The sequence below is a fragment of the Heliobacterium chlorum genome (genome assembly GCF_014502795.1).
Lineage (GTDB): Bacteria > Bacillota > Desulfitobacteriia > Heliobacteriales > Heliobacteriaceae > Heliobacterium > Heliobacterium chlorum.
The window spans coordinates 1-313 of the sequence record NZ_JACVHF010000215.1; the positions used below are offsets into that span (position 1 = coordinate 1).

Annotated in this window: 1 protein-coding gene; it reads left to right on the plus strand. The window is 49.8% G+C overall.

The window, feature by feature from the left end:
* Positions 1 to 313, plus strand: a 313-nt coding sequence (locus H1S01_RS21090; protein WP_188042210.1) for a hypothetical protein, incomplete at both ends; no start/stop codon positions are given.

The following is a 313-nucleotide window of genomic DNA, read 5'->3' on the forward strand; positions in this document are numbered from 1 at the left end:
GAGATATCCCGGATTGAACTGGAACTGGTGAAAGACGGTATCGGGGCCGACGTGATCGTGGAAATTCGTTCTGGACTTAGTCTGGATGGCAGCACCGAAGGAACGCTGATAAAGAAAATGGTGCTGCCTACAGAATTTCTACCTGCGGCAAAATCCTATATAAGCATTCCCGTAGACATAACGGGACTCACCAGTGGGGCGAGATATGGGTTGGTTATCCGAAAAAACGGTGATGCAACGAACCACTTTCACGTTCACGGAGAAACCAATGCCGATTCGAATCACCTCTGTTATTCCCGGAGCGGAACCGGCA